Source organism: Brachybacterium sp. GCM10030252, from assembly GCF_042666535.1.
Classification (GTDB): Bacteria; Actinomycetota; Actinomycetes; order Actinomycetales; family Dermabacteraceae; genus Brachybacterium.
Genome location: NZ_JBHTDM010000008.1, coordinates 170,248 through 190,022, shown reverse-complemented (window position 1 = coordinate 190,022; position 19,775 = coordinate 170,248). Strand labels below are relative to the sequence as shown.

Annotated in this window: 17 protein-coding genes; 7 read left to right on the top strand and 10 right to left on the bottom strand. The window is 70.8% G+C overall.

Annotated features, from left to right (window positions below; all coding sequences use genetic code 11):
• Positions 1-148 precede the first annotated feature (148 nt).
• Positions 149-1,024 (top strand): helix-turn-helix transcriptional regulator, encoded by an 876-nt coding sequence (locus ACFQRJ_RS08610; protein ID WP_377018595.1) that lies wholly within the window; start codon positions 149-151, stop codon positions 1,022-1,024.
• A 12-nt stretch (positions 1,025-1,036) separates the two neighbouring features.
• Here the strand turns inward: ACFQRJ_RS08610 and ACFQRJ_RS08605 are convergent, their stop codons facing one another.
• The 3 genes from ACFQRJ_RS08605 to ACFQRJ_RS08595 form a co-directional block, all read right to left on the bottom strand.
• Positions 1,037-2,029, bottom strand: a complete 993-nt coding sequence (locus ACFQRJ_RS08605) for an SDR family NAD(P)-dependent oxidoreductase (protein WP_377018594.1) — start codon at positions 2,027-2,029, stop codon at positions 1,037-1,039.
• A 105-nt stretch (positions 2,030-2,134) separates the two neighbouring features.
• Positions 2,135-3,544, bottom strand: coding sequence for a flavin-containing monooxygenase (locus tag ACFQRJ_RS08600; RefSeq protein WP_377018593.1), 1,410 nt, complete (start codon positions 3,542-3,544; stop codon positions 2,135-2,137).
• Positions 3,545-3,580: 36 nt separating this feature from the next.
• The gene (locus ACFQRJ_RS08595; protein WP_377018592.1) at positions 3,581-3,979 is read right to left on the bottom strand and encodes an NAD(P)-binding protein; all 399 of its coding nucleotides are present in this window, start codon (positions 3,977-3,979) and stop codon (positions 3,581-3,583) included.
• Positions 3,980-4,167: 188 nt separating this feature from the next.
• On the opposite strand from ACFQRJ_RS08595, the gene ACFQRJ_RS08590 reads away from it, so the two are divergent.
• A complete protein-coding gene (locus ACFQRJ_RS08590) occupies positions 4,168-4,623 on the top strand; it encodes a MarR family winged helix-turn-helix transcriptional regulator (RefSeq protein ID WP_377018591.1) in 456 nt (151 codons plus the stop codon).
• A 47-nt stretch (positions 4,624-4,670) separates the two neighbouring features.
• Here ACFQRJ_RS08590 and ACFQRJ_RS08585 read toward each other — a convergent pair whose 3' ends face one another.
• The 5 genes from ACFQRJ_RS08585 to ACFQRJ_RS08565 all read right to left on the bottom strand — a co-directional run bounded on the left by ACFQRJ_RS08585 (position 4,671) and on the right by ACFQRJ_RS08565 (position 9,880).
• Positions 4,671-5,984, bottom strand: coding sequence for a glycosyltransferase family 4 protein (locus ACFQRJ_RS08585; protein ID WP_377018589.1), 1,314 nt, complete (start codon positions 5,982-5,984; stop codon positions 4,671-4,673).
• Entirely contained in the window at positions 5,981-6,517 is a 537-nt protein-coding gene (locus ACFQRJ_RS08580) for a PRC-barrel domain-containing protein (protein ID WP_377018588.1), read from the bottom strand. The genes ACFQRJ_RS08585 and ACFQRJ_RS08580 overlap by 4 nt, the downstream gene beginning before the upstream one ends.
• A 59-nt stretch (positions 6,518-6,576) precedes the next feature.
• Entirely contained in the window at positions 6,577-7,269 is a 693-nt protein-coding gene (locus tag ACFQRJ_RS08575) for a TetR/AcrR family transcriptional regulator (protein ID WP_377018587.1), read from the bottom strand.
• Between the two features lie 128 nt (positions 7,270-7,397).
• Positions 7,398-8,516 carry an aspartate-semialdehyde dehydrogenase gene (locus tag ACFQRJ_RS08570; RefSeq protein WP_377018586.1) on the bottom strand — a complete coding sequence of 373 codons (1,119 nt, stop codon included), beginning with the start codon at positions 8,514-8,516 and terminating at the stop codon, positions 7,398-7,400.
• Complete coding sequence (locus ACFQRJ_RS08565; protein ID WP_377018584.1) at positions 8,513-9,880, bottom strand: aspartate kinase; 1,368 nt, start codon at positions 9,878-9,880, stop codon at positions 8,513-8,515. Before ACFQRJ_RS08565 ends, ACFQRJ_RS08570 begins: the two co-directional genes overlap by 4 nt.
• A 757-nt stretch (positions 9,881-10,637) precedes the next feature.
• Between ACFQRJ_RS08565 and ACFQRJ_RS08560 the strand changes: the two genes are divergently transcribed.
• On the top strand, positions 10,638-11,582 hold the full coding sequence (locus ACFQRJ_RS08560; protein ID WP_377018583.1) for a hypothetical protein: 945 nt from the start codon (positions 10,638-10,640) through the stop codon (positions 11,580-11,582).
• Between the two features lie 313 nt (positions 11,583-11,895).
• Here ACFQRJ_RS08560 and ACFQRJ_RS08555 read toward each other — a convergent pair whose 3' ends face one another.
• Positions 11,896-13,482: a mannitol dehydrogenase family protein gene (locus tag ACFQRJ_RS08555; RefSeq protein ID WP_377018582.1), complete on the bottom strand. Its 1,587-nt coding sequence runs from the start codon at positions 13,480-13,482 to the stop codon at positions 11,896-11,898.
• A 249-nt stretch (positions 13,483-13,731) separates the two neighbouring features.
• The gene (locus ACFQRJ_RS08550; protein ID WP_377018581.1) at positions 13,732-14,718 is read right to left on the bottom strand and encodes a sugar-binding transcriptional regulator; all 987 of its coding nucleotides are present in this window, start codon (positions 14,716-14,718) and stop codon (positions 13,732-13,734) included.
• A 284-nt stretch (positions 14,719-15,002) separates the two neighbouring features.
• Between ACFQRJ_RS08550 and ACFQRJ_RS08545 the strand changes: the two genes are divergently transcribed.
• From ACFQRJ_RS08545 to ACFQRJ_RS08530, 4 genes are all read left to right on the top strand, one after another.
• Positions 15,003-16,463, top strand: a complete 1,461-nt coding sequence (locus tag ACFQRJ_RS08545) for an ABC transporter substrate-binding protein (protein ID WP_377018580.1) — start codon at positions 15,003-15,005, stop codon at positions 16,461-16,463.
• A 3-nt stretch (positions 16,464-16,466) separates the two neighbouring features.
• Positions 16,467-17,477: a carbohydrate ABC transporter permease gene (locus ACFQRJ_RS08540; RefSeq protein ID WP_377018579.1), complete on the top strand. Its 1,011-nt coding sequence runs from the start codon at positions 16,467-16,469 to the stop codon at positions 17,475-17,477.
• The gene (locus ACFQRJ_RS08535) at positions 17,474-18,367 is read left to right on the top strand and encodes a carbohydrate ABC transporter permease (protein WP_377018578.1); all 894 of its coding nucleotides are present in this window, start codon (positions 17,474-17,476) and stop codon (positions 18,365-18,367) included. The genes ACFQRJ_RS08540 and ACFQRJ_RS08535 overlap by 4 nt, the downstream gene beginning before the upstream one ends.
• A 94-nt stretch (positions 18,368-18,461) precedes the next feature.
• Positions 18,462-19,553 (top strand): LacI family DNA-binding transcriptional regulator, encoded by a 1,092-nt coding sequence (locus ACFQRJ_RS08530; protein WP_377018577.1) that lies wholly within the window; start codon positions 18,462-18,464, stop codon positions 19,551-19,553.
• Positions 19,554-19,775: the final 222 nt, after the last annotated feature.

Genomic DNA, 19,775 nt, shown 5'->3' with positions numbered 1-19,775 from the left:
TGCCGCACGGGCGCGATCGGTGACCGGGTCGCCGTATCGTTGACCCCAGCCTTGGACATCATTCGGTCAGTGGACGGCACAGAAACGGGGCAGAATGGCACATTCTTCGGTCGAGGGATCCCATGCTCCGCGACGGAGGCTGCGGACGGTGCGTCCCGACGGCACACCGGTCTATCGCTTCGACCAGCGTGCCGGCGCGCCGACGGTGAGCGTGACCCGCTTCGATCCGAGCACCGGCGGCGCGGCGTCGGCCCCGGATCATCGCCACGCCCACGACTTCTTCGTCCTGCTCTATCTCGAGGATCCCGCGGGACCGTTCCAGACCGACGGTGCCCCGCCCGCGGCCCGCGCGGGGGAGCTCCACGCCGTGCCACCGGGCAGGGTGGTGGACGCCTCCGACCTCGCCGAGGCGTCACGATGCCGGGGGAACGCCATCGCGTTCAGCGCCGACGCCGTCCCGGCCCTGTCATCGCTCTCGCCACTGGCCTGGACACACCACCCACTGTTCGCGATGTTCGCCCCCGGCTCCGGAGCCGCACTCGTTCCCGACCGTGACCGCGCCCGCTGGTCGACCTGGATCGGCGATCTCGCGGAAGAGCTCGCGGCACCGGAGCGCCCGGGGGCCCGCGATGCGGTCAGCGCACTCCTGACCCGGATCCTGGTCGCGGCCGCACGGCTGTTCCCAGGGGAGGCCTCGACCCCCGACCCGCTGGTGGAGCGAGTCTTCGAGCAGATAGAGGCGAGATTCCGCGGGCCGCTGACCGTCACCGACCTCGCCGAGTCCCTCGGCTACACACCGGGTCACCTCACCACCGTGGTGCGTGCACGCACCGGACGACCCCTGCTCGACTGGATCACCGAACGGCGGATGACCGAGGTGCGGCGCCTGCTCCGGGAGACCGACCTGCCGCTCGGCGTGATCGCCGCGCAGACCGGACTGAGGGAAGCGACGTACCTGGTCAGGCGCTTTCGCGCCCTCTACGGCGTCACCCCGCAGCGCTGGCGCCGCGATCAGCGGGCATGAGACCTCGCGGCGTCACTGCACGTGCCACCCGCCATCGGTGGGCAGCACGACGCCGTTGAGGTTGACGCCGTCGTCGGAGAGCAGGAACGTGATCGAGGCCGCGATCTGCTCGGGTGTCGCCAGCGTGGGGATCTGCTTCTGGAACGGGCGCAGGCGCTCCGAGCCCGTCTCGGACATCGACGGCGGGAACGGGATGCCGGTGGCCACACCGCCGGGCGCGACCGCGTTGACCCGGATGCCGTGGGGTCCGTACATGAACGCCGCGGACTTCGTCAGCCCCACCACGGCGTGCTTGGACGTGGTGTAGGCATTGCCGGCGGCGTTGCCGCGCAGGGCGGCCTCGCTGGCGACGTTGACGATCGAGCCGGCGGAGGCGGCGATCATGGCGGGCAGGATCGCCCGGGTCAGCTTGAAGGTGCCGGTGACGTTCACGCCCATCACCCGGTCCCACATCTCGTCGCTGGTCTCGTGCAGCGGGGAGAAGTCGTCGTTGATACCGGCCACGTTCGCGAGCCCGTGGATGCTCTGCCCGGCCGCGGCGACGATGCGGTCGATCGACTCCGCCTCGGTGATGTTCCCGGCCACAGCGATGACGTCCAGCTGCTCGTGCTCTGCGGCGAACCGGGCGAGACGGTCCTCGGAGAGGTCGACGGCGATGACACGGCCGCCCTCGTGCGCGATCCGCGACGCCGTCGCCGCTCCGATGCCGCCGGCGGCGCCGGTGACGACGACGGTCCTGCCCTCGAAGCGGGCGCCGGCCGGGACCGTCGGGGCGGCCTCCTCCGGGAGCTGCCCGCCGTTGACGGTGCGGACCATCTCGTCCACGGCGTCCTGGGTCAGGGCACCCTGGCTCAGGGTGACCAGCTGCTGGAGCGGCAGCGGGGCGATCTGTGCGCGGGTGTCGGCGGGGACGTCCGCCTGGGCGAGAAGTCCTTCGATCAGGGGTGCTCCGGCCGGATCGGCCAGCCAGTCGCGGATCGAGGATGCGGCGGTGAGGTGGGACATGCGTGCTCTCCTTCAGTCGCGGCGGCGGTCAGCCGCCGGGGGTGCTGCCGTCGCCCTCGACGAGGGACGCGGACATGTCGGGGCGTCCTGCTTCCGGCCTGCTGGTCACGACACCCCTGCCCCGACGGGTGCCGCCGTGCGTCGGTCGGCATCTTCGTCGGTGCGCACGAGCATGTCGGCCATGTCGCCGCGCCGCCATTGCCGCAGCAGGCGGTGGAAGACGACGGGTCCGGGCGAGAAGGTGAACCCGGTGATCGACTGCTGGCCCTCCGCGTTGTAGTACCCCGGGGTGCATTCGGCCTGGAAGCGGGACTCGTCCCGGGCGGTCTCGCGGACCGTGCGGACCCACTCCTCCTGGGCCTGCGGGGACGGCTCCACCCACCGCGCACCTTCCTGCTGCGCGCGGGCGATGACCTCGGCGATGTGCAGCGCCTGCTCCTGCAGGATATGCACGAATTTCACCGAGTTCGCGTTCTGGACGGCGCCGAGCTGGAAGAGGTTCGGGAACCCGTGGGTGGAGAATCCATGCAGCGTGCGGGGCCCGCGGCCCCACGCCTCCAGCAGCGGTCGGCCGCCGCGGCCGATCACCGGCAGCGTGCCGGAGACGACCCCGGAGACACCGGTCTCGAACCCGGTGGCGAAGATGACGCAGTCCACTGGGTACTCGGTCTCGCCCACCACGATCGCGTCCTCGCTCATGCTGGCGATGCCGCCGTGATCGGCGGTGTCCACGAGGGTGACGGTGGGGCGGTTGAAGGCCTGCAGGTACTCGTCGCTGAAGCCGGGTCGCTTGCACATGTACCGGTACCAGGGCTTGAGCGCCTCGGCGACCTCGGGATCGTCCACGACCGCCTCGACCCTCTCCCGGAGCCGGTTCATGGTCACGGCGTCGTCGCGCTCGTCGCGGCGCTCGCGCTCGTCGGCGTCGACGGATTCGTCCACGGCCCCCGAGAGGATCTTGCGCTGCAGGTGAGCGGTGGCCGTCCACCCGTCGGTCACCAGGCAGCGCTCGACCTCCTCCCCGGCGAGGACCTCGAGGAAGTTATCCATCCGCTCCCGCTGCCAGCCGGGTTCGAGGGAGCGTGCCCACTCGGGGTCCGTCGGCCGGTTGTCGCGCACATCGACCGTGGACGGGGTGCGCTGGAAGACGAGCAGACGGCCGGCGTCCCGAGCCAGGTGCGGCACGATCTGCAGGCCCGTGGCCCCGGTTCCCACGACCGCGACCGTCCTGTCGGCGAGCCCGGTCATCCCGCCCTCGGCATCGCCGCCGGTGTAGCCGTAGTCCCAGCGGCTGGTGTGGAAGGTGTGGCCGCGAAAGTTCTCGATCCCGGGGATGCCGGGGAGCTTCGGCTGGGTGAGCGTGCCGGATGAGGTGACCACGTAGCGGGCGCGGAAGCGGTCCTGGCGGTCCGTCTCGACGATCCACATCGTCGAGTCCTCGTCCCAGCTGAGCCCGGTCGCGCGAGTGTGGAACAGGGTGTCGCGGTAGAGGTCGAAGTGCTCCGCGATGCGCACCGCGTGCCGGCGGATCTCCTCCCCGGGGGCGTACCGCTACGAGGGCATGTACCCGGTCTCCTCGAGCAGCGGCATGTACACGTAGGACTCGATGTCGCAGCGCACGCCGGGGTATCGGTTCCAGTACCAGGTCCCGCCGACGTCACCGGCCTCGTCCATGAGCCGCAGGTCCTGCACGCCGCGCTCCCGCAGGAACGAGGCGGTGAGCAGACCGCCGAACCCGGCGCCGATCACGAGGGCCTCCACGTCCGTGGTGACCGGCTCCCGTTCCGCCCGCGGGGTGTACGGGTCCTTCGCGTAGTAGCCGAACTCGCCGGTGGTGCCGCGGTACTGCCGCGCGCCATCGGGCCGGATGCGGCGGTCGCGCTCCTGGGCGTGCTTCCGGCGGAGGGCTTCGAGGTCGACGTCGTCGGCACCGTGCGACGTGGATGTCATACAGGTCCTCTCTCGAGGGTGGGGGCGCCGCGGGTCCCGGCAGATCCACCGCACCACGACAATTCACTTAGTCTCAGGCTAAGCATCATGGCTGAACGTCTGCTGATGCGGCCGTACCCCCGGTTCGTGACCGACCACGACGAGGCGGTCGGGCCCTGGGTCCGCCGATGCGGCCGTACCCTGGGTCCGTGACCGACCACGACGACGCGCGCCGCCGGGTCGAACAGCGGATCCAGACGCTGCTGGTGGCGATCTCCGTGCGATCGCTCCCCCGGCTCGTCGGCTCCCTGCTCGACGTGGACCTGACCCTCAAGCAGGTCCGGGTGCTCTCCACGCTCAGCGGGCCGACGCCTCGCACCTCGACGGATCTGGCCGGCGAGTTCGGGATCTCCCTGCCCACCATGACGGGAATCGTCGACAAGCTGGTGGCGCGAGGACTCGTCGAGCGGGTCGTCGACCAGGACGATCACCGGGCCCGGCACCTGCGCCTGACAGCGCTGGGCCGCTCCGTGGTCGCGGAGGTCACCACACCGGATCCGCACCTCGGCGACGAGGTGGTCGCCGGCCTCGACCAGAGCGAGCTCGAGGCGCTCGAGGTCGGTCTCGCGGCGGTCAACCGCGAACTGCGGCAGGCGCGGCCGTAGCGCGGGGACGGCGCAAGCGTGGCGCGGTCGGCACCCGAACCGCCGTGTCAGCGCGCGAGCGGCACTGAGCGCGGCACCGCCCCGGTCACCGACTCCAGGATCTCCAGGTACTGCCGGGCCAGCACATCGTCGTCGGCGTGCTCTGCGACCCATTCGCGGCCGCTGGGCCGCACCCGGGCGCGGGAGCGGTCCGCGGCCAGGCCCCGCCACAGGCCCACCAGGGCGTCCTCGTCCTGCGGGGGCAGCACGTCGCCGGCGCGGGCCCGGCGGACCACGTCGGCCGCTTCCCCGGCCAGCAGTGCAGTGATGTGACGGCCGGTGGCGAGCATCTCGTAGAGCTTGGAGGGCACCGTCCAGGCGAACGGGGCCCAGTCCCGCAGGGAGACCACGACCGTGTCCGCCCAGGCGTACTGCTCCCCCACCTCGCGGTGTGGGATGCGCGGCAGCACCGTGACCGGGGCATCGAGCTCATGGGCGAGAGACGCCAGAGCCGGCGCCTCGATCCCGTGCCCGATCAGCCGCACCTGGATCTCGACCCCGTCGTGATGCAGCCGGGCGGCGGCCCTGACCACCGTCTCCAGCCCTTGGGACCGGCCCATGTTGCCCAGGTAGAGGCACCGCAGCTCGGAGTGGTCGCCGGCTGCGTGGTCACGCTGGGCGGGGACCTGGGAGAGGTCGGTGCCGTTGCGGACCACCTCGACCTTGGTCACGCCCCGCTCGTGCAGCACGTCGGCGAAGCGGGAGGTGGTGGTGACCACGGCGCGTGCGGTGCTCTGCCAGCGGGTGACCTGCTGGTGGACCAGTCCCTTGGCCCGGGCGACGATCCAGCGCACGATGCGGCGGGCGAGGCCGGGGTGCGGGGCGTGGGCGGCTTCGGCGGGCAGCGCGCCGGCGGGGCCGACGTGGGTGACCAGGTCCGGCCAGGCGTCACGCATCTCCACCACCAGCGGAACCCGCCAGCGGGCCGCGAGCAGGTGCCCCACCAGCAGCGTCGGGATGGCGGGGGCGGTCGCGATCACCACGTCGGGGCGGGAGGCAGCCCGGGCGAAGCGACGGCGGACCCGGCGCAGCGCGTCCCCGGCTGCGACGACGTGGTCGACGGTCCGCGAGGCGATGTCCGCCCGGTGCGGGAGGTAGGCGGTGCGCAGCACGGTCTCGCGGTGCATGCCCTTCTCGATGGCGCCGACGCGGTGGGCGCGGCGCTGTTCACGGGTGGGGCGCCCGCCCGGGTAGTGCGGCACGGGGGCGGCGACGGTGACGTCGTGCCCCGCCGTCATGAAGCGCTCCACCAGCGCCGACCAGCGGCGTTGCGGGGCCCCGAACTCCGGGGCGTAGTAGTGCGTCAGCACCAGGATCCTCATTCGGCCGGTGCCTCCTCGATCCCCAGGACCCGCGCGGCCTCGCGCAGCATCTCCGGGGTGGCGTGGGCGGTGTCCGGGGCGGTGATGCCCTCCCGGGCGACGTCGGCGTCGACCAGCAGCCATAGGGCCTGCGGGTGGCCGGGGTGCGGCGTCGTCCGGCCGCGACGGCGCCGCGTGGAGCGCTCGCGATCGGCGTCAGGCGCGTTCCCGTCGTCGGCGTGCTCGCCGGTCGGGCGGTCCGCGGCGCCGTCGGCCGCTTCCGCCTCATCCGGGTGCTCCGCCGGCAGCACGGCGATGGCGGAGGCGGGGATCAGCACGCTACGGGAGCTCAGCTGACGCCGCACCACCGTGATCGCGGCGAGCTCGCCGGTCGCATCCTGCAGATAGATGTCGCGCACGCGGCCCACGGACTCGCCGCCCCTCCCGCGCACGGTCGCGCCGGAGAGCGCCTGCAGCCGGGAGCGCGCCGCGAAGCGCTCCCGGGCCAGAGGAGGATTCATGTCCTCGGAATGGCCGGGCAGTGGATCGGTCATCGTCGTCCTCCCCCTATCGGTCGTGACCCCCGTGCACGCACCGCGTTCACCTCTCGCAATCAGCCATCGACATAGTGGCTCACGAACGCGTGGAGCTCTTCGACGGGATCGATCGCGCTGCGCTGCTGCAGCTCGCGCACCGAATGCTCGCGCATCGCCAGGCTCAGCAGCACCGACAAGATTGATCGCGCCACGAACGCGGGCTCGGCGCCGTCACGCAGCAGCCCCTTCTCCGCGTAGCTGGTCAGCACGGATTCCAGCACGTGCTCGTGCACCAGGCGAAGCCGCGCGATGCGGAAGCGGCCCGGATGGCTGGGATTGACGATCTCCGCAGACAGCGTGGCCAGCAGGCACATCGAGTGCTGGGACGGACTCCAGGGCCCGGTCAGCGCCGCGAGCAGGGCCTTCGGTGAGCCCTGCAGGGCCTCGGTCGAGTCCATGAGGCCCTGTGCGTGGGCCTCGAGACGATCGATGACCGCACCCAGCAGGGTCTCCTTCGAGGAGAAGTGGTGCAGCATCCCTGGATGAGAGATCCCCACGCGACGCGAGATGTCACGCAGGCTGGCCCCGTGATAGCCGCGCTCGGCGAACAGTGCGGACGCGCCATCGAGGATGGCCTCCCGGCGTGCCTGGCCCGGACTGGTCTGCAGGCTGGCCAGTTCCGGGGCGGCGTCGATGACGATTCGCGGGCCGTCGTCGGGTGCCTGCTCTCCGGTGGTCAGGGTGTCGAGTGTACGAAGTGCCACGATCATCGGGCCGACTGGGGCGGCCGGTGCCGCCTGGCCGAAATGTTCGCCCCCAGCACGATCCGAAAACTCGGACGACAGCGGAGCGGGCCCGGTTCCGGGTCCGGGAGGCCCGCTCGCGGCGTCCATGTTCATCAGTTCTTCTCCTCGGCGATCAGCTCAGCGATCTGGATGGCGTTCAGTGCAGCGCCTTTGCGCAGATTATCCGCTACCGCGAACAGGACGAGCCCCTTGCCGCCCGGCACCGATTGATCCTCACGGATACGTCCGACGAACGTGCCATCCTGACCAGCGGCCTCGAGCGGATTGGGCAGCTCGACGACGGACACGCCCGGGGCGGCCTCGAGCAGCTCACGGGCGCGCTCGGGACTGATGGCCTGATCGAACTCGGCGTGGATCGCGACGGCGTGGCCGGTCATCACCGGCACGCGCACACAGGTCCCGGCCACCGGCAGATCCGGCAGGTCCAGGATCTTGCGGGACTCGTTGCGAAGCTTCTGCTCCTCGTCGGTCTCCCCGGAGCCGTCCTCGACCAGATTCCCGGCCAGGGCCAGCACGTTGAAGGCGATCAGCTTCGCGTAGGTCGACGGCTCGCCGAGATCGAGGGCGGACCCGTTCAGGGCCAGCTTCTCCACGTCCTCGGCGCCGGCGCGGACCTGCCCGGCCAGCTCCGCGACGCCGGCCACGCCGGAGCCGGAGACGGCCTGGTAGGTGGCGACCTTCAGCCGCGCCAGGCCCGCCTCGTCGTGCAGAGCCTTCAGGGTGGGCATCGCCGCCATCGTGGTGCAGTTGGGGTTGGCGATGATCCCGCGCGGGGCCGACGCGATGGCCTGCGGGTTCACCTCGGAGACGACGAGGGGTACCTCGTCGTCACGGCGCCACGCCGAGGAGTTGTCCACGACGGTGGCGCCGGCCTCGGCGAACCGTGGGGCCAGGGCCCTGGAGGTGGAGCCACCGGCCGAGAAGATCGCGATGTCCACGCGGGAGCTCTCGGAGGTGATGTCCGCGGCCTCGGCATCCTCGACCGTCAGATCCTGGCCGGCGTACTGCACGGTGGTGCCGGCACTGCGGGCCGAGGCGAAGGCGCGCACCGCGCTGTGGGGCACGGCCCGCTCGGCGAGCAGGGACAGCATCACGCGGCCCACCTGGCCGGTCGCGCCTACCAGGCCGATGACCGGCCCGTCGGCCCGGTAGCCGGGGGTGGTGGTGAAGTCGGGCGCAGCGGTGGTGGCGGTGGTGTTCTGAGTGCTCATCGTCCGGTCCCTCCGTAGACCACGGCCTCCGTCTGATCGGTGTCGAGGCCGAACGCGGAGTGGATGACCCGCACCGCGTCGTCGAGCCGGGACTGCTCGGTGACCACGGAGATGCGGATCTCCGACGTGGAGATCATGTCGATATTGATGCCCGCATCCCCGAGGGAGCGGAACAGCGTCGCCGAGACGCCGGGGTGGGACTTCATGCCGGCGCCGACGATGCTGACCTTGCCGATCTGGTCGTCGTAGCGCACCTCGGTGTACCCGATGGTCTCACGCGCCGTCTCGATCGCCTCGAGCGCGGCCGGCACGTCGGTCTCCGGCAGGGTCAGTGAGATCGCGACGGTGTCGTCGGTGGTCGAGGAGTTCTGGACGATCATGTCGATGTTCGCGCCGGAGCCGGCGACGACGTCGAACAGCAGCGCGGCCTTGCCCGGGGTGTCGGGCACCTCGACGACGGTGATCTTGCCTTCGCTGCGGTCGTGCGCCACGCCCGAGATGATGGGGGCCTCGAGGCCGGGATCGGCGATGTCGTCCATGGGGAGCTCCTTGGTCGGGTCAGCGGCGTCGCGACGGACGACGTCCGCGCTGCGGATGGTGACGTCGGGGTCGATGGGGATCACGCGGTCGGGGTCGTCGGAGACGATCGTGCCCAGGCGGCCGGAGTAGGAGGAGCGCACGTGCAGCGGCACTCCATAGCGGCGGGCGTACTCCACGCTGCGCACCATGAGGATCTTGGCGCCGTTGGCGGCCAAGTCCAGCATCTCCTCGCAGGAGATGTAGGGGACGCGGCGGGCGGCGGGCACGATGCGGGGGTCCGCGGTGAACACGCCGTCGACGTCGGAGTAGATCTCGCAGACGTCGGCGTCCAGCGCCGCGGCCAGGGAGACGGCCGTGGTGTCCGAGCCGCCGCGGCCGAGGGTGGTGATGTCCTTGGTGGTCTGGGAGACGCCCTGGAAGCCGGCGACGATCGCGACCGACCCCTCGTCCAGGGCCTCCTGGATCCGCCCGGGGGTCACCTTGAGGATGTGCGCCTTGCCGTGGATCTCGTCGGTGATCAGGCCCGCCTGCGAACCGGTGTAGGCGCGGGCATCGACGTCGACGGCGTTCAGCGCCATCGACAGGATCGCCATCGAGATCCGCTCCCCCGAGGTGAGCAGCATGTCCAGCTCACGCGGCGGCGGGTTGGGCGTGACCTGCTGGGCGAGGTCGATCAGCTCATCGGTGCTGTCACCCATCGCGGAGACGACGACCACCACCTTGTGACCCGCCTTGGAGTACAAGGAGATCCTCTGGGCGACGCGCTTGATCGAGTCGGCGTCGGCGACGGAGGATCCCCCGAACTTCTGGACGACCAGGCTCATGGGGAGGGGTTTCCTTCACTGTTGCGGACAGGCGGGACAGTCATGCTGTTCGGGCCGTGGCCGGGTGCCGTGGCGATGCCTCGGCAGGTGCCGAGGACGACGCCTCGGCGGGTGCCGGGGCAATGCCTCGGCGGATGCCGGGGCGATGCCGTGGCCGGGTGCCGGGGCGGGCCCTGGTGGTGTCTCGGCCGCAGGGGGCGCTTCCGCCCTGCCCGCGCCGAGGGAACCTCGCAGGTCATCCGCCTGGCACACCGTGGCACCGAGGTTCCGGTGCCAGGCGCACAAGCCCGCCCGTCAGTCTACGAGGCGCGGCGTCAGGTCGCCCATGACCAAGGCATCTGAGAAGAAAGCCCAGGTAGACGGCAGGGTCGCGACGTGTTCCACCCAACATTGACATGGTCTGGGGAGCCCACCCCCCTCCCGACAAATCATCCAGACCCCTGCCGCTCCACCAGCCGGGCCCCTGACCCATCTGCCAGGGCCCCTCCCGATCCAGCCGGGCCCACCTCGGTCGAGTCGCGACTTCGCTGCACTTAGACCTTGCTGAACGCACTGAACTCGCGACTCGATCGATCACATCAGGCGGGGAAGCTCACGAGGCCACCTGACCGGTACCGCGTCTCATCACGGTCCATCCCCATGCGGACGCACTGGCTCACCCGCCGAGCCGCTGTGGAGGAACGACCGCCCGACCGTCCGACCAGGGAGTTGTGGATGGCCGGGGCGGCTCCCTTTCTGAGTGGCCCACTCTCAGCCTATGTCTCGCCGACGCTCGCCGCTGCCCCCGTCATTAGCGCCCGGCGTCTTCACCACGGCGGAAGCCAGGGCCGCGGGCGTATCGAGCCGTCGGCTGGCGGCAGATGATCTCATCCGCATCGCACAGGGGCTCTATGCGACGCGCACTGGAAACGTGACGGAGCTCGACGTCGTCGCGGCATGCGCTCGGGGCGCCCCGGGAGTCGTCGGCTGCACGCTCACAGCCGCCCGTCTCTGGGGTTTTCCCATGCCGGAGAGGTCCCCGACATGGGACCTGACAGACCGTCGGTGCTCTGTCCACCTGAGTCGGGAGGGATCCCATCGCAGCACCTCAGGACGTATCCGCTGGAGGGAACTGTCGCTCGGTCCGGAGGATGTGTCATCGCTTCGGGACGTCCCGCTCACCAGTCGGACTCGTACGCTGCTCGATCTTTCCACGGTCTTCTCGCATGCCGCGCTGGTGAGTGTCGGCGATCATCTGGTGAGGATCCCGCGGCCGAAGTTCGAACAACGGTCCGAGCCCTATATAGCTCTCGACGAGTTGGTCATGCTCGCCGAGAGGTACCGCGGACGTGGCGCTGCCCGACTGCGGACGGCTCTCGACCATGTGCGGGTGGGCAGCGACTCGCCCGCCGAGACGAAGCTCCGCCTTGCCGTCATACGCGAGGGCATTCCGGAGCCACAGATCAACGTTGAGATCTTCGCCGGGCCGGTCAGCCTGGGCACCCCGGACCTCTCCTGGGCGCAGTGGCAGGTGTGCCTCGAGCACGAAGGGCCCAGTCATCGGACTCCTCAGCAGCAGGAACGGGACATCGAACGCAGCGAGCGGCGCCGCGACCATGGCTGGGTAGAGATCCAGACGACAGCCCGAGACCTGCGTTCAGAGTGCCACCGCGCGGTCGATCGCATCTCCGAGAACATGCGCCGACAGGGCTGGACCGGTTGAGGCGAGCTCGAGTGCTCCGGCATCGAAGGATCCGGCGCTATCGCGGGCTCCCCACTACTCGGGACCCGGCGCGTGTCGATCCGGCGGTCGGAGACGGCGCCGTACTTCCCCACCGCTGTCCCGGCCTGAGCCCACCGGATGGATACCAGCCCGCGGCCGCAAACGATCCGCGAGTTCAGTGCAGAAAGCGCCCGATAAACGCGCCGAACTCGCGACTCGATCGAGGTACCCCAGAGACCCGGGGCCGGGTGCAAGGCACCGACCAGGGGCACCGGGGCCCCGAGGCGGCGCCGGTGCCGCAGGTGGCCCCTGGTCAGGCGGCGCCTTCGACCAGCTCCGTCAGCAGCGCCCGGGCGCCGCGGGTGCGGAGCACCTCGAGGGCGTGGAGGTAGGGCTCGGTGAACGCCTCGTGCTGGACCAGATCGCCGAAGAGCTCCTCGTCGCGGAGGAAGGCGAGCATGTCCTCGTCATGCTTCGCAGCGGCGGCCATCACGCGGCCGTGGAGGCGGTCGACCACCGGCCACTCCTCCCCGTTCTCGCCCGTGCCCTCGGCGTAGCGGGCCCAGGAGGCGACGATCGCGGCGGTGGCGGTGACGTCGCGCCCGGCCCCGAGGTTCTCGCGGATCACGGGCATCATCCAGGTGGGGATGCGGTCGGAGGATTCGGCGGCGAGGCGGGCGAGGGTGTCCTTGACGTGCTCGTTGGCGAAGCGCTCCATGAGCTCGTCCTTGTAGGCGTCGAGGTCGATGCCCGGCACCTCGGGCACGGTGGGCGTGCCTTCGCGGTCCATGTACAGCCGCCGCGTGAACGGGGCGAGATGCTCGTCGACCGCGGCCTCGTCGGCGTAGGTGTGGCCCAGCAGCAGGCCGAAGTAGGCGATGGCCTGGTGGCTGCAGTTCAGCAGACGCAGCTTCATCAGCTCATAGGGCTCGACGTCCTCGACCATCTGCACGCCCGCCTCCTCGTAGGCGGGGCGGCCGGCGGGGAACTCGTCCTCCAGGACCCACTGGACGAAGTCCTCGCTGACCACGGGCCAGGCATCCTCGATGCCGAAGTCGCTCGAGATCATCTCGATGTCGGCCTCGGAAGTGACCGGCGTGATGCGGTCGACCATGCAGTTGGGGAAGGCGACATGCTCCTCGATCCAGTCGGCGATGGGGGCGCCTTCGTGCAGCCCGTTCTCGTCGCGGCGACGGGCGTAGGCGAGGATCATCCGCTTGGCGAGGTCGCCGTTGCCGCGCACGTTGTCGCAGGACATCACGGTGAACGGCGCGGTACCTGCCTCGCGGCGTCGGCGCAGCGCCTCGACGACGTACCCGAACATAGTGCGGGGATGACCAGCCTGATGGGCGGTGTTCGCCCCGCCCCCGTCAGTCGCCGCGAGCCCGGCGGCCTGGGCTCCGGCGGGATCGAAGCGGGTCCGAAGGTCGGCGGCGACGTCCTCGGTCTCGTACTGGAACTGGCCGGTCGAGGGGTTGTAGTTGTAGCCGCCCTCGGTCACGGTGAGCGAGACGATGCGCACCGCCGGGTCGGTCATCCTCGCCAGCACGGCGTCGGGATCGTCGGGCGCGAAGAGGTACTCGGCGATGGAGCCGATGACACGCGGCTCGCGATGGCCGTCGGGAGCCTTGGTGACCAGGGTGTACAACCCGTCCTGCGCGGTGAGCGCGTCGCGCATGCGGGCATCCCCGGGCAGCAGGCCGACGCCGCAGATCGCCCAGTCACGGTCGCGGCCGGCGCGGAAGAGCTGGTCGAGGTACATCGCCTGATGAGCGCGGTGGAAGCCGCCCACACCGAAGTGGACGATGCCCACCGTGCGGTCCTCGAGCGGATAGTCGGGTACCGCGACCTGACCGCTCGCGGCCAATTCGGGCAGGGCAGAAGCGTTCAGAGCGGTCATGTCTCATCCTTCGTCGGTGAGTGATGTGATGGGGCCGACCCTACCAACGTTCTCGTCAGATGAGCAGTACTGCGCGCTCACCTGATCGAACGGTCCGTGCACCCTCGAGGCGCGGCCGGCCGGCGCGCCGATGGCGCGGCGCCCCTCACTCGCACCCCCGGTACGCGGCCGGGCAAGGCGCCGGCGGCGCGTTGCCCCACTCGCACCCCTGGCACGCGACCGTCCGGGACGCCGGCGGCGCGGCGCCCCTCACTCCAGCAGTGCGGCGACCTGATCGGCAAGGTCGGGGGCGAGCACGATGTCATCGACCAGACCGGAGCGAGCAGCGGCCACGACGGCCTCCGGCCGCCCCACGGCGGGCGCCGCCGCGATCACGTGGGCCCGGCGCAGCTGGTCGGGGCGCACGCCGACCACCCTGTCCTCCATCGCGGAGTGCCACACCGCCCCGGTGCCTGTCAGCAGGATGCCGCAGGTCTCCGCCACGACTCCGGCCTCCTGCGCGCGGCGCTGCTCGCTCTCGGCGAGGCGGGCCCACAGAGTCGAGGCCCCCGGGGACCAGGCCCCGACGGATACCACCGCGACGTCGAGGCTGTCGGCCGCATCGAGGGCCGTGCGCACTTCGTCCATGGACCGCAGCGAGGCGGCGACCTGCGCGGAGTCGACGATCAGCGGCGTGGGCAGGGCCCAGACCTGGCCGCCGCTGAAGGAACCCAGGGTGTGGACGAGGGCCGAGGAGTGCGCGGTGGAGTAGCCGGGGGCGCTGAGCGGACCGACCAGCTGGACGATGTCGGCCGGAGGCAGCGAGTCCAGCGACTCGGGAAGGTGCATGAGGGTCCGGGACCAGGCCACGCCGAGCCGGCCGCCCTCGCGCAGGCGGGTGGGCAGCAGCCGGGCCACCTGCCGGGCGATGGCGGCGCGCATCGATTCGCCGGGGCGGGCCGCGGCGACTGTGACCGAGGCGATGCCCAGCTGCTGGGCAAGCTGAGCGTGGTCATGGCCGGCGGCCGCGGGGTCGACGATCTCGATACGCACGATGCCTTCGTCGCGCGCCTCGTCCAACAGCCGGGCCACCTGGAAGCGGGACAGCTCGTGCCGTCGGGCGATCTCGACCTTGGACAGGCCATCGATGTAGTACTCGGTCGCCAGGGCGGCCTTGAGGGAGCCGGACACAGTGGTCGCCTCGGAGCGGTCGCCGGCCGGCGCCACCTCGCTCACCGCCGCATCATCCTGCGCCATGCCGGCACCTCCTGCCACCTGGGGATAGCGATCATCTGTCGCCCAACTGTTGCTCACGTGAGCGTATATGACTACGCTCACTCGCAGTTGAGCATTTCGAGCGATCATCTGTGAGCACCGGCGAGGCCGTCGGCCGCAGTCATCCTCCAGCGGAGACATCGCCGTCCGCGGCGGTCGCGCCGGAGCGACCGTTCCCGCGGCACGGACGCCGGAGGCGCCCGAGAGACCTGATCGACCCGCTCCCCCGAGACTCCAGCCTCGAGCCGTTCAGAGGAGAACAGCGCATGGGACACCGCCGACCACATCCGCCCCGCGAGGCCCACCCGCCGGGCGCCTCGACCCGCGCCGCGGGGACGGCCCCGAAGGCGTCACCACCACGCAGCCCTCTCACCCGGCCCTCCCGTCGGACGCTGCTCGGTGCGGGCCTGACCGCAGGCATCGGCGCCGCCGGGCTGGGCCTGGCCGGCTGCGCCCCCGCGTCGGCCGGGCGCGAATCGATCGTGGTGGCGATCGTGTCGAACCCGCAGATGCAGGACGCGATCAGCCTCATCGACCACTTCACTGCGCAGCACCCGGACATCGACGTCCGCTTCGTCTCGCTGCCGGAGAACGAGGCGCGCGCGAAGATCACCGCGTCGGTCGCTTCCGGCGGCGGCGAGTTCGACGTCGTGATGATCTCCAACTACGAGACCCCGCTGTGGGCGCCCAACGGCTGGCTCACCGACCTCGAGCCGTACATCGCTCGGACCGACGGGTACGCCCCCGAGGACTTCGTGCCCACCATCCGCGATGCCCTCACCGTGGACGGCTCGATGTACTCGGTGCCGTTCTACGGCGAGAGCGCGTTCCTGGTCTACCGCCAGGACCTGTTCGAACAGGCCGGCCTGGAGATGCCGCAGCGGCCCAGCTGGGATCAGCTGCGCGAGTTCGCCTCCGCACTGCACGATCCCGACAACGGCATGGCCGGGATCGCGCTGCGCGGCCTGGCCGGGTGGGGCGAGAACCTCGCGCCGATGAGCACCGTGATCAACACCTACGGCGGTTGCTGGTTCGACATGGACTGGGCTCCGCGGCTGGATTCCGAAGAGGTCCACGAGGCGGTCTCGATGTACGTGGACACGCTGCGCTCCTACGGCCAGCCCGGCGCCGCCACCTCCGGTTTCGGCGAATGCCTGACCCAGTTCAGCCAGGGCAACGCAGCCATGTGGTTCGACGCCTCCTCGATGGTCTCCGGGGTGGAGAACCCCAGCTCCTCGACCGTCGTCGGCAAGACCGCCTACGCGCTGGGGCCGACGGAGAGGACCGAGTACGCCGGGTGGCTGTACTCCTGGGCGCTGGCGATCCCCGAGACCAGCCAGATGAAGGACGCGGCCTGGGAGTTCATCGCCTGGATGACCCATCCGGACTACTTCGATCTGGTGGGCAACGAGGTCAGCTGGGAGGCGCTGCCGCCCGGCTCGCGGCTGTCGACCTACGAGATCCCCGAGTACGCGGAGCTCTCGCAGAACTATGCCGAACCCACGCTGGATTCGATGGAGAACGCCACCCAGGAGAACGCGATGACCGTGGAGGTGCCCTACGACGGGCTGCAGAACGTCGTCATCCCCGAGTTCCAGGATCTCGGCACGCGCGTGGGCCAGCAGTTCTCCGCCGCGATCGCCGGCTCCAAGACGGTCGACGGGGCGCTGGCGCAGTCCCAGACCTTCGCCTCGTCCGTCGCCCGCACCTACGGATGGGAGGGCTGAGCGATGAGCGCAGCCACCGACACCCCGGCCGACGCCCCACGCACCGGCGGGACCGGCCGCACGGATCCTCTCGCGCCGCGGGGAGGTCCGTCGGCCGACGGATCCCGCGGAGGCAGACCGCGCGGGCAGGAGGGCTCCCGGGCCGACGGGTGGCGTCGCCGCCTGCCGCTGATGCCCGCCTTCGCGTTCGTGGTGATCTGCACCCAGATCCCGTTCCTGCTGACGATCTGGTACTCGCTGCGCTCCCGCAACCTGCTGCGCCCCGAGGGCGAGCAGTTCGTGGGCTTGCGCAACTACCTCGACATCTTCGTCGACTCCACCTTCCGCACCGCCGCCCTGAACTCGGTGCTGATCACGCTGGGCTGCGTGGGCGTCTCGATGGTGCTGGGCCTGGGGCTCGCGCTGCTGCTGGACCGGAAGTTCGCCGGCCGCGGCATCGTGCGCACCCTGCTGATCACGCCGTTCCTCATCATGCCGGTGGCGGGGGCGATGCTGTGGTCGATCTCGATGTTCAGCCCCACCTACGGGCTGGTGAACTGGCTGATCTCCCTGGTGGGCATCTCCCCCATCGACTGGACCAGCCAGCTGCCGCTGCTCTCGATCCTCATCGCGCTGGTGTGGCAGTGGACGCCGTTCATGATGCTGCTGCTCCTGGCGGGGCTGCAGTCCCAGACGGGTGACGTGCTCGAGGCCGCGCAGATGGACGGCTCCACCATGTGGCAGACGTTCGTGCACATCACGCTGCCGCACCTGCGCTTCTACCTCGAGCTCTCGGTGCTGCTGGGCGCGATCTACGTGGTCAACACGTTCGACCAGATCTACCTGATGACCGCCGGCGGGCCCGGCACCGCCAGTGCCAACCTGCCCTTCTACATCTACCAGCGGGCGTTCCTGGGCTTCGACATCGGCCAGTCCGCCGCGATGGGCGTGATCACGGTGATCGCCACCATCATCGTCGCCACCTTCGCGCTGCGCCTGATCTTCACCAGCATCAACTCCAAGGAGCAGTCATGAGTGCCGTCACCGCCGACGCCCCGCGCACCCCCGCCGCTGCACCGGCCGCCTCCCGGCCCAGGCGGCGACGGCCGACGGGACGGGCCCGCGGCACCCTGCTGACCGTGCTGGCCTGGGCGGCGGGCCTGATCTTCTTCGCCCCGGTGGCGTGGATGGTGCTGACCAGCTTCAAGCAGGAGTCGCAGGCCGCCTCGAACCCGCCCACGTTCTTCTTCACCCCGACCCTGGAGCAGTACGCCTCGATCATCGGCTCCTCCGGGGCCGCCTCCTATCTGGTCAACTCCGTGATCGCCACCGGCGTCTCCACGCTGCTGGTGCTGATCCTGGCCGTGCCGGCGGCGTACGCGGTGAGCATCCGTCCCATCAAGCGCACCCAGGACGTGCTGTTCTTCTTCATCTCCACCAAGATGCTGCCGGTGGTCGCGGTGATCATGCCGATCTACGTCATCGCCGGTCAGCTGCGGATCCTGGACAACATCCTGACGTTGATCGTGCTGTACACGGCGATGAACCTGCCGATCGCGGTGTGGATGATGCGCTCGTTCTTCCTCGAGGTGCCCGGCGAGGTGCTCGAGGCCGCCTCCATCGACGGGGCCACGCTGATGCGCACGATGCGCACCGTGCTGCTGCCGATGGTGGCCCCGGGCGTCGCGGCGACCGCGCTGATCTGCGTGATCTTCGCGTGGAACGAGTTCTTCTTCGCCCTGAACCTCACCGCCGCCAACGCCGCCACGGTGCCGATCTTCCTGATGTCCACCATGACCTCGGAGGGCCTGTTCCTGGCGCGGCTGTCCGCCGCCTCGGTGCTGGCTTCGCTGCCGGTGGTCCTCGCCGGCTGGATCGCCCAGAAGCAGCTGGTGCGCGGACTGTCGATGGGTGCGGTGAAGTAAGCCGGGTGATCGACCGGGCGAGGGTTCGGGTACCGTGCGACAGTTCCCGCCACAGCCCGAGGTGCCGCTCGTGCACCGCCCCGGAGGATCCGTCGTGCCGCTGAAGAAGTCACCCACCGTCTATGACGTGGCGGAGCATGCCGGAGTGTCCATCGCGACGGTCTCGCGGGTGCTGCGAGGCCCCGAGAAGGTGGCCGCCGGCACACGGGAACGCGTCCTCTCGGCCGTGCAGGAGCTCGGGTACGTGCCCAACGCGAGCGCGCGAGGGCTCGCCGGCCGTCGAACGGGGGTGCTCGGCCTGCTGATCCCCGGCCACGACATCCCCGCCACCAGCAGCCGGCCGACGGACGTCGACGGCGAGGTCGAGTTCCTCGAGGACCATGACGACTCCCACGCGGGCCCCCTGCGCAACCGCTACTTCGAACAGCTCGTCCAGGGAGCTGAGGCCGCGGCCTGGCGCGACGGGTACGCCCTGCTGATCGCGGCCGGCACCAGCGTGAGCCGTGACGTGGTGCTGCGGGACCTGACCGGCCGCGTGGACGGGCTCGCGGTGGTCTCCCGCACGGTACCCGACGACCTCATCGAACGCGCCGCCCGCAGCGTCCCGCTGGTCCTGGTCGCGGGCGAGATCCGCGGCGCCACCGATTCGGTGCGGGTCGACAACCGCGGCGGGATGTCCGCCCTGACACGGCACATCCTCACGGTGAAGCCGCCCGGCCCCGTGGTCTATCTCGCCGGCCCGCCCAACTCCCCCGACGCCACGGCCCGCGAACTCGGCTTCCGCGACGCGGTGGCTTCCCATGACGGCCCGTGGCACCGCGTCCTGGCCGACTTCTCCTGGCAGGGCGGGTACGACGCGCTCGGCGAGCAGCTGCGCAGCGGGGCCCCCGGGGCCGTGATCGGGGCCAACGACCAGAGCGCCCTGGGCGCCCTGGCCGCGCTCCAGGAGGCGGGGATCCGGGTGCCCGAGCAGTGCGTGGTCACCGGTTTCGACGGGATCGACGAGGCCCGCTACAGCCGGCCGCGCCTGACCACGGTGCGCCAGCCCATGACCGACCTCGGCATCCGCGCCGTCGAGGCCCTGCTGCGGCGCATCGCCGATCCCGACGCCGAGCCCCTCGACCTGCAGCTGCCCGTCGATGTGCTCCTGCGCGACAGCAGCGGCAGAGCCGCGCCCGCCACCTGAGCCCGGGCAGGCTCCCGCTGCACCGCCCACGCCCGCGACCGCCACGGCCACCGCGCCCTCCCGGCGGCGAACGGCACCGCGAGATCCGTGACCCTGTTGCTTCACGGCATGAATACCAACGCGCTCACGGATCCCGGCGGGGCCCGGGTCCGATGTGTCCGGCGGGCCCCGGGTCCGATGCGCCCAGCCGGCCCGCCGGGGCCGCGTGCAACCCCGCCGCGC